The following is a 9,235-nucleotide window of genomic DNA, read 5'->3' on the forward strand; positions in this document are numbered from 1 at the left end:
TGATCGGAACAGCAGTGGAAACTCACCACATTTTTTTCCAGCGTGGTAGAATCATACCCGTTTATTAACAATGAATACCCTAGTTATAGTGAGTATATTATTATTCTATAATATTAACTTTGGTATTTTGAACACTAAGAACAATAAGGAACTGCTATGGGTTTCATGACCGGCAAGCGCATTCTAATCACTGGCGTCGCCAGTAAACTGTCTATTGCCTATGGAATTGCTAAGGCAATGCACGATCAAGGTGCTGAACTGGCTTTTACCTACCAAAATGACAAATTGAAACCTCGTGTCGAAGAATTCGCTGCTTCATTGAATTCGAATATCGTTCTGCCATGCGACGTGGCTAAAGATGAAAGTATCGACACATTGTTCGCTGAACTAGGTAAAGTATGGCCTAAATTCGACGGTTTTGTTCACTCTATCGGCTATGCACCTGCTGAACAACTTGACGGTGATTATGTCAATGCCGTCAATCGCGAAGGCTTCAAAATTGCACATGATATCAGTGCATACAGCTTTGTTGCGTTGGCAAAAGCCTGTCGCAGCATGCTGAACCCTGACTCGGCCCTGCTTACCTTAAGCTATTTAGGTGCAGAGCGTGCAATCCCTAACTACAACGTTATGGGATTAGCAAAAGCATCTCTGGAAGCAAACGTACGTTACATGGCAAACGCTATGGGTGCTGAAGGTGTTCGTGTTAATGGTATTTCCGCAGGCCCAATCCGCACTCTGGCCGCGTCTGGTATCAAAGACTTCCGTAAGATGCTGGCACACTGTGAATCTGTCACGCCTATCCGTCGTACCGTTACCACAGAAGACGTGGGTAATGCTGCTGCATTCTTGTGCTCTAATCTGGCTGGCGGTATTACTGGTGAGATCCTGCATGTTGATGGTGGGTTTAGCATCGCAGCCATGAATGAACTGGAATTGAAATAATTTCGGTAATTTGTTGATATAAAGAAATAAGTTCAGAGGGGGTATTATCTCTGAACTTATCTCTTCTTTCCTATTACTACAGCCGCAAGGAGAAATATTCTATTATAGTTTCCGTATGAGGGTACTATAATATCAATCAACAAATTGTTGTCATGATCAACCCTTCTATTGACTTCCTGCTGCAATATATTCTGTCATTATTGTATGATTCACAGCATATTTTGTCTGCCATGCTTTCGGATTGATCAAATAATGTTGCCGGAAACGTTTAGAAAAATGGCTTGGACTGGAATAACCTACCGCTGTAGCAACTTCAATAACACTCATCCCTTTTTTCAATAAATCTTCTGCTGTGGTCATACGAACATTTTCCAGATATTGATGGAAGGTACGAAAAACAACCGCTCGGAACCCCTCTTTTAATTTCCGCTCATTCAAACCTACTGCTCTTGATAATGATTTTATTGTCCAGGGATAATGATAATCGCTATTAATTATTTTTATTGCATTGTAAACAGCACGACGCTGTAAGTTGTTAATTGCATTATATTGGCAATCATAAACTTGAGCCGTCACACACGCGAGAATTTCTAACGCTTTTGCCTTTAAATAAACCTTGCGGACGTTACCATGTAATTGACATTCTTCTATTTGATTGACTATCTGCATAAATGGCGGATGAATAGGACCAGCCATCATTAATACGTTACTATAACTAACATTTTTTTCAAAACTAGTGGCTAATTTGGTAAAAGATGGCAATTCCTGAGATTCAATTTCGTTCAGAGAAAAACGAATATCGAGAATATGCCATTTTCCACTACCAAAGAAATTCATACCTCGTGTTTTTTTAGGTGAATAGAAAAATATCATTGTTCCCGGATTAATATCTAAAATATCCCCGTTTTCAATCGCCATTTTTCCTTTCCCACTTAGAATAAAAGCAATTGATACCGTTGGCGGTCCTTCACAATATTCTGTTAAATCTTTGTTAAGGTCGAGACGAATACGGTTTATATGAATTCCGTCAGATAATTCCTCCGTGAGTAATGGAGGATTTATATTATTTTCCACCATCGGTGGATGTGTGTAATTGCAATGACCAGCAGTGAAAATGCACAATTTCTCGCTATAAATCGTCTTCATGAGATCCCCTGTAAAATTAGCATCAGATTCCATTTCAAAAGCTATTTCCACAATAAAAACAGTATATTGTGCGTGCTAAATTCATTATACTTTTATTTTATATATACACATAATGTAAATATCACGCAATTTATCATTAATGATAATTATTATCAATAGTACTTATCGCGCTACTTTTGTCCCTATCCCGTTAGCCCTATTTCTCTACTCCCGTTAGTCTCCCTGATAAACTTTTTCGTTTTACCATACCTGATTTTTGTAAAACATGATTTGAAAGGGCATAACGAGTACTTATATGAAAAAAAAATATGCTAAAGCGTCTGTCTTATGTTGCTTAATTACACCCGTAGCCTGGGCTGAACATGCTTCTGAAGCGAAAAAAGATATTTTGATCGTGACGGCTAACAAACAGAAAGAAGCATTAAATAAAATTAATGGCAGCATTTTGGTTAAAACTGGCGAAGAACTTGAGCAAGCGGGAATTACCCAAGTGCAGGATCTTGAACGTGCTTTCCCTGGTTTACAAATTCGATCTCGCGGTAACCGAACCTATTCGGCAACAACAATTCGGGGTATCAGTTCACCTGATTATTATTCACCTTCTGTTCGAATTTATGTTGATGGTGTGCCGCAGGATCACCAATTCCTAACTCAAGAATTAATTAATGTAGAACGCGTAGAATTATTACGTGGACCTCAAGGCACTTTATACGGAGGAAACGCCCAAGCGGGAGTTATCAATATTGTTACCCGTTCCCCTAAAGAAGGCCCCTGGCTTAACTTGTCTGGTCATTATTCTAAATTGAAGCAAGGTGGTTCATTCAGCGGATCAACGCCCCTTATCGAAGGCATTCTTTATGGCAGTACGAGCCTACGCTGGGTAAAAGAACCAGGGCAAATTGATGCACCAAATCGTAAAAGCATTGACTCCAGTAAAACTTGGTTAGGTAAAGGCCAACTGACATTCGCACCAGATGATTCACCTTTCAGTGCTGAACTTAGCTTTGCTCACGAAGATCTCAATTCACATGAAGAGCTTTATTTAACCGACGAGCAATTCCGCCGGAAAGAGTACAATGACCCTATTCCTGATTTAAAACGGCGAGTCAACAGTTATGCACTGAAGGCTGAATATGATTTCGGTAACAGTGCATTAACCAGTGTCACTTCCTATCAGGATCGCGATATTTTCCGTAATTTCATCGGAGGGAAATGGAAAGAGAAACACCATGCCACCATCCAAGAATTGCGTTTAAATTCCAGCTATTCAAATGGAATAACCAGTGTTCTTGGCGGTTGGTTCTCAGATGAAAGTAGTAAACATCTGGTTGGTGCTTATCCTGGCTACTATAGCGATTCCCTAAACACAATTAAGACAAAATCACTGGCGCTGTTTAGTGAGGTTAAATTACCGCTGGCTTCTCAATGGGATCTGACCCTTGGCGGGCGTTTATCACATGAAAAATCGCAGATAACCTATTCAGGTCGTTCTGGCACGATGACAATCGACGCTTTTGATAATCAAGTTTCCAACAATGAATTTACACCTAAAGCGGCTTTGGGCTGGCAATTTACACCTGATACCCGTTTCTATGTTTCTGCCACTAAAGGTTATAAACCCGGCGGCTTCAATAACATTATTTCCTCTGCCGAGGATAGAAAACCTTACGATACCGAAATTTCAGACAATTATGAATTCGGCTGGAATAGCGCATTCTTTGATGATGCCGTGACATTAAACAGCGCGATTTATTATATCTATTCAAAAGACAAACAGATTTATGTTGGGCCCATTGGCATGCAATCTATTCGCAATGCCGGAAAAGCAGAAAGTAAAGGTATTGAACTGAGTAGCCAAATCAAGCCAATGCAGGGGCTCAGATTTTCTCTTGGTGGTAGCGTTGGTAAATCAAATTTCACTCATGCAACCGATACAATAACTGGCGTAAGTTACAATGGCAAACGTCTGCCTTATGCTCCAGATGTCATGCTTAATGCAGGTATCGACTATCTGATTAAACAGACATTCTTGCCAGGAAATCTCTATGTCAATGCTGGTGCCCGTCACTATTCAAAAAGCTACTTTGATGAAGCGAATACCCTTGAACAAAGGGCATATACTCTCTATGACGCCTCATTAAGTTTAGAGATGGCTCATGGTGTCAATATTAAACTTTATGGCGAAAACCTGGGCAATAAAAAGTACCGTGTTTCTAGTTTCTCGAAAGGTCATACGCTCAGTATGATGAGTAAGGGCTTGAATGTTGGGCTGGATGTGAGCATTGCATTATGACGCACAATATTTCAAATTCCCGTCATGTCTCGTTACTGCTTCTGACTTTGGCTGGTGTTTACACCATCCAAAGTACCATTGGTATGTTAACGTTACAAAGCATGCCTGCATTTCTGCGCAGTCATGGTGTAACACCGGATAAAATAGGATTACTTTATCTGCTAATGTTACCTTGGGCATGCAAATTCCTTTGGGCACCAATTGTAGAGCGTTACCGTAAATCAGGTTCAGGGGATACCAATCCCCGCCGCATCATGCTCTGCGGTAATATTTTAATTTTTCTTCTTTTCAGCTTAATGTCATTGGCAAAACCTGCCGAACATATGCCGTTAATTATCGCGGTACTATTTCTGATAACATTTTGCCTGACTGTCGTAGATACCACCACAGATGGTCAAGCCATTGATCGATTATCACCACAGCATCGCCCCTGGTGCAATGTGATGCAGGTTGGCGGCGGTTACCTGGGAGCCATTATCGGTAGTGGCCTGTTCTTATATCTGACCTCACTGTATGGATGGCACATTGGTGCAGGCGTATTAGCCATGGTGATTCTCTTGATGTCACTGCCTATTTTGTTTATCCGAAAAACGCAGGGGAAGAGAGAATCAGATGTTTCAAAGGCTACCGTTCCTCCATCCCTCAAGAGTGCATTTCGCCGTACTCCGGTTAAACAGGCACTGATTTTAATCCTGTTATGTATGATTGGTACACGCTTGTCACTCAGTATGCTCTCCCCATTCTTGGTCGATCGTGGAGTCGATTTAACTCAACTGGGCATTATTGCCGCCAGCGGTGGTGCATTAGCCGGATTATCAGGTGTCCTGTTTGGCGGTGTTCTGGTACGTAAATTAGGCGCCATGCAAACGCTACTGAGCTTTATGCTGCTTGAATGTATGGTGCTGATGGGGATTTTCTGGCTTGCCCAACAACCAGAATCCTCCGTATCTTTGCTTTCAGCCGCATATGTCTTCATCACGTTAATCACTGCGGCCAAATTTGTTGCCTTATACACTCAGATGATGTCTCTGGCAGCAAGCACTCAATCTGGTGTGGATTTTGCTTTGATGCAATCGGCAGACATGGGCATTGCGATCATCTGTTCAGTGGTCGGTGGGCTGATTGTTACCAAAGCGGGCTATTCTTCCCTTTTCGCTCTCGCATCGCTCTTCACCCTCGCTGGCCTATTCTGGACATTACGCAAATGCCACGATTTCCAAAAGGAAAACACCTATGTTCAGTAACGACTCATCTGTCCAGAATTCGCCAGAGCAACGTGCCGCTGATGCCGGTGTTCTTAAAGCATTGTGGAATATGATGCGCCCATACCGTGCTCTGAGTTATGTAGCTATTGCACTTGCCATTGTTTCCGCTGGCCTGCAAATTTTGCCGGCGGCGGTTGCCGGGTTAATTACTCAATCCATCTATGACGGGCAATATGACGCGCTCCTGAGTTACGGCGTCATATTATTAAGCTCTACTTTTGCCGCAATGCTGACTTTCAGCGCTTCAACGTTTGTTTCTCATTTAATCGCCGCCGACGTTCAGGCTGATGTTCGGCGTAAGATCAGTAATAAATTGAAGTCCGTTCCTCTGGGCTTCTTTATGCTAACTGACAGTACTGAAATCAAAAAGATGATGTTAGATGACGTCGAACAGCTCGAAGATGGGATTGCTCACATTATTCCAGAAATGTCAGCAACCTTGTTCGGCCCGCTGATCGCGTTGAGCGTCATGTTGACTATCGATTGGCGACTGGCATTGGCTGCATTCGCTCCAACTCTAGGCGCTTGTCTACTGTTCATCTATATTCAGATGAAAGTTCAAACCACAACTCAGCGCTTTTACGCAGCCCAAAATCGCATTGCATCAACGATGGGAGAGGTTATCAATGCAATCCCCGTGGTAAAAACTTATTCAAGCGGCAATATTGCGCTACAGCGTGCCGAAGAAGCATTTACCGCTCTGACACGTATTATTGATGTTTGGGTCGAAAAAGTGCAGGTCAAATCCAGCCGTTTTTTTGTCCTATCCAGTGCCAATTTACTGTTTGTACTCCCTTTGGCAATCTGGTTATTTAACCAACAAGAAATCTCGATATTTGAATTTACCTTCTTTATTCTGGCTGCCATGGCGTTCGGCAATATTGCTTCCTCCATGTTCGCTGTAATGACCCGCTTGCAACAACAAGAAGCATTAATCACACGTTATCACTGGTTAATAAACCAACCTGAACTAGCACCATGTTCTCAAAGCCATCCACCTGTTGATAACAGTGTGACTTTGCATAATGTCAGTTTCTCCTATCAAAATGGGCAGGACAATGCCTTAAATAACATCTCCTTTTCCGTACCAGCTGGAAGCTCAATGGCTCTGGTAGGCGCCAGTGGTTCTGGTAAATCCACAGTAGCCAGTTTAATTGCTCGTCTTTGGGATCCACAACAAGGCAAAATTACTGTTGGTAGTGTTGATGTTCGCAATATGGATGAACTCACCCTGCGCAATAACATCTCTTTTGTTTTCCAGCGGGTATTCCTGTTCAACGATACGGTAGCTAATAACATACGTTTGGCCCGTCCTAATGCTTCCCAGGCTGAGGTTGAAGCCGCAGCTATCGCAGCTCAAGCACACCAATTTATTCAACAGTTACCACAGGGTTACAACACAGTACTGAACAACGGTATCAGCTTGTCTGTGGGAGAAAAGCAGCGTATCGCCGTTGCCGCCGCTATCCTGAAAAATGCGCCAATTCTTGTCTTGGATGAAGCGACCGCCTATGCCGATCCAGAGTGTGAAAAAGAGATGCAACAAGCACTCAATGCACTATGTCATACACAAACAGGGCAGAATAAGACAGTAATTGTTATTGCCCATCGCCTGCCAACCATTCGCCATCTTGATCAAATCGTGGTTTTGGATAAAGGACAAATCATTGAACAAGGCACCCATGATGAATTGATCACACAGCAAGGTGCCTATGCCAAACAGTGGGCTGCTTGGCGGGGAGAAAATACCGGAACAGGAGTAAATTATCATGGGGTTATTTAATCGTCTCCAGCAACATTTGTCCCCGAAACTGCAACGGGTTTGGTTCATTGGCTTGTTATATAAACAGCTTGATACCATTGCAATCATTGCTCAACTTGCCATCGCAGCTTGGGCTATCACACATCTGGAGGATCGTCATCTGAAAGAAAGTGGCACTGATATGCTGCCGCTTATCACTCTAGTGTTATCGATTATTTTACTGTTGTTGCGGTTCACGTTTATGTCCCGCGCACTGCGTAAACTCACCATTGCCGCTTATGGATTGGGTATCGAGATCCGGCGCGCTCTGTTACAACGGCTTGTGAATATGTCGGTCGCGACAGTTCGAGGTTTAAGTGCCGGAAAAATAGCGCTGACATTATCCGAAGATGTGCAATGGCAAGAAAATCAGTCAGCCTATACTACCCCACAAATTACCTGTCAGATTATGATGCTGGCGCTCATTTATCTGGCTTTATTTTGGTTCGATTGGGTTGTAGCTGGCAGTGCGCTGTTGGTATTGATGGTTGGATTACTTATTCTGGTCGCGATCCGTCAAAAACTCAATGAAATCTTGCGACGACGGGCCGCTATGATGGCTGGCGTATCTGAAGCGATTGTAGAATATGCACAAGGTATGGCCTTTATCCGTGCAGCGGCGGTGACCACAACAGTAGAACAACGCTTTAACCAAGAAATTGAACAATTGCGTATTGCATTCCGCCGAGGAGTCTTCAAAAGCATACCACTATTGAGTCTGTTCTACATCGTCATTGATACCAGTGTAGTTATAGGGATACTGGCTGGAGCCCTGCGCTTCCACGCGCCGGAAACGCTCACCCTTTCCGAAATGCTCATCACAATCCTACTGCTGTTTGCCACGATAACCCCCTTGCGCGGGATTATTCCCCTGCTCAATGTAACTGCATTAACACAAGTGGGAGAAACACATATTGTCGAGATCGAAGCGGTTGCAACGCAAGTTTCTGGGCTATTAGCCTCTCCTGCTCAATATGATGTTGAAGTTAACAACATCTCATTTAGTTATCCGGGTACTAGTCAACCCGCTATCCAAAACGTTTCATTCCATGCACCACAAGGCAGTATGACCGCCATTGTGGGACCTAGCGGCAGCGGTAAATCTACGCTGGCTTATTTATTGCTCTCTTTCTATCAGCTAGACAAAGGTGAAATTCGTCTGGGTGGAAATCTCATCCATCATTACCAAACTCAGGCACTGTATGACACTGTCACAATGGTATTTCAGGAAACCGCACTATTTCAGGATACTGTCGCAAATAATCTCCGTTTAGGGGATCCAAATGCCACTCAGTTGGAATTGGAGCAAGCGGCTCGTCTTGCCAATATTCACGACACAATTATGGCTCTGCCACAAGGATACGACACCCTTTTAGGTGTAGATGGCGGTACATTATCCGGCGGGGAACGCCAGCGTCTTGCCATTGCTCGCGCTATCTTAAAACAGTCTCCTGTTTTATTCCTGGATGAAGCAACCGCTTCACTAGATCCTGAAAATGAGCGATTGATACAAAAAGCATTTTATTCTCTTACCGAGAATAAAACTGTCTTTGTTATCGCTCATCGGCTAAGCACGATAACTCGTGCTGATCAGATATTGGTCATGGATCATGGAACCCTGTGTGATAGTGGAACCCATGACGAATTACTACAACGTTGTCCCCTTTATCAATCTCTCTGGAAAAATCATCTTGGTTCAGAAGAGCATTGGCATTTACAACCAAAACATTTATCCGAGACATCCATCTAGAAATATTCATTCCAATAAATTGGAACTCCGTTTAT

General features: G+C 43.0%; 6 protein-coding genes. 5 read left to right on the forward strand and 1 reads right to left on the reverse strand.

The genetic code is table 11. The features are described 5' to 3' along the window. Window positions 1-156 precede the first annotated feature (156 nt). The gene (gene fabI / locus AAC147_RS12245; protein ID WP_047681383.1) at window positions 157-945 is read left to right on the forward strand and encodes an enoyl-ACP reductase FabI; all 789 of its coding nucleotides are present in this window, start codon (window positions 157-159) and stop codon (window positions 943-945) included. A 165-nt stretch (window positions 946-1,110) separates the two neighbouring features. Here the strand turns inward: fabI and AAC147_RS12250 are convergent, their stop codons facing one another. After that, entirely contained in the window at window positions 1,111-2,091 is a 981-nt protein-coding gene (locus tag AAC147_RS12250; protein ID WP_047681454.1) for a helix-turn-helix transcriptional regulator, read from the reverse strand. A 295-nt stretch (window positions 2,092-2,386) separates the two neighbouring features. Here AAC147_RS12250 and AAC147_RS12255 point away from each other — a divergent pair, with 295 nt between their 5' ends. The 4 genes from AAC147_RS12255 to AAC147_RS12270 are packed head-to-tail and all read left to right on the forward strand — an operon-like array spanning window position 2,387 to window position 9,200. Beyond that, the gene (locus AAC147_RS12255; RefSeq protein WP_052189526.1) at window positions 2,387-4,384 is read left to right on the forward strand and encodes a TonB-dependent receptor; all 1,998 of its coding nucleotides are present in this window, start codon (window positions 2,387-2,389) and stop codon (window positions 4,382-4,384) included. Next, entirely contained in the window at window positions 4,381-5,628 is a 1,248-nt protein-coding gene (locus AAC147_RS12260) for an MFS transporter (protein ID WP_047681386.1), read from the forward strand. Before AAC147_RS12255 ends, AAC147_RS12260 begins: the two co-directional genes overlap by 4 nt. Next, a complete protein-coding gene (locus tag AAC147_RS12265) occupies window positions 5,618-7,432 on the forward strand; it encodes an ABC transporter ATP-binding protein (RefSeq protein WP_047681389.1) in 1,815 nt (604 codons plus the stop codon). The genes AAC147_RS12260 and AAC147_RS12265 overlap by 11 nt, the downstream gene beginning before the upstream one ends. Beyond that, on the forward strand, window positions 7,419-9,200 hold the full coding sequence (locus tag AAC147_RS12270; protein ID WP_047681391.1) for an ABC transporter ATP-binding protein: 1,782 nt from the start codon (window positions 7,419-7,421) through the stop codon (window positions 9,198-9,200). Before AAC147_RS12265 ends, AAC147_RS12270 begins: the two co-directional genes overlap by 14 nt. Window positions 9,201-9,235: the final 35 nt, after the last annotated feature.

This window comes from Xenorhabdus sp. NBAII XenSa04 (assembly GCF_963866145.1).
Taxonomy (GTDB): domain Bacteria; phylum Pseudomonadota; class Gammaproteobacteria; order Enterobacterales; family Enterobacteriaceae; genus Xenorhabdus; species Xenorhabdus indica.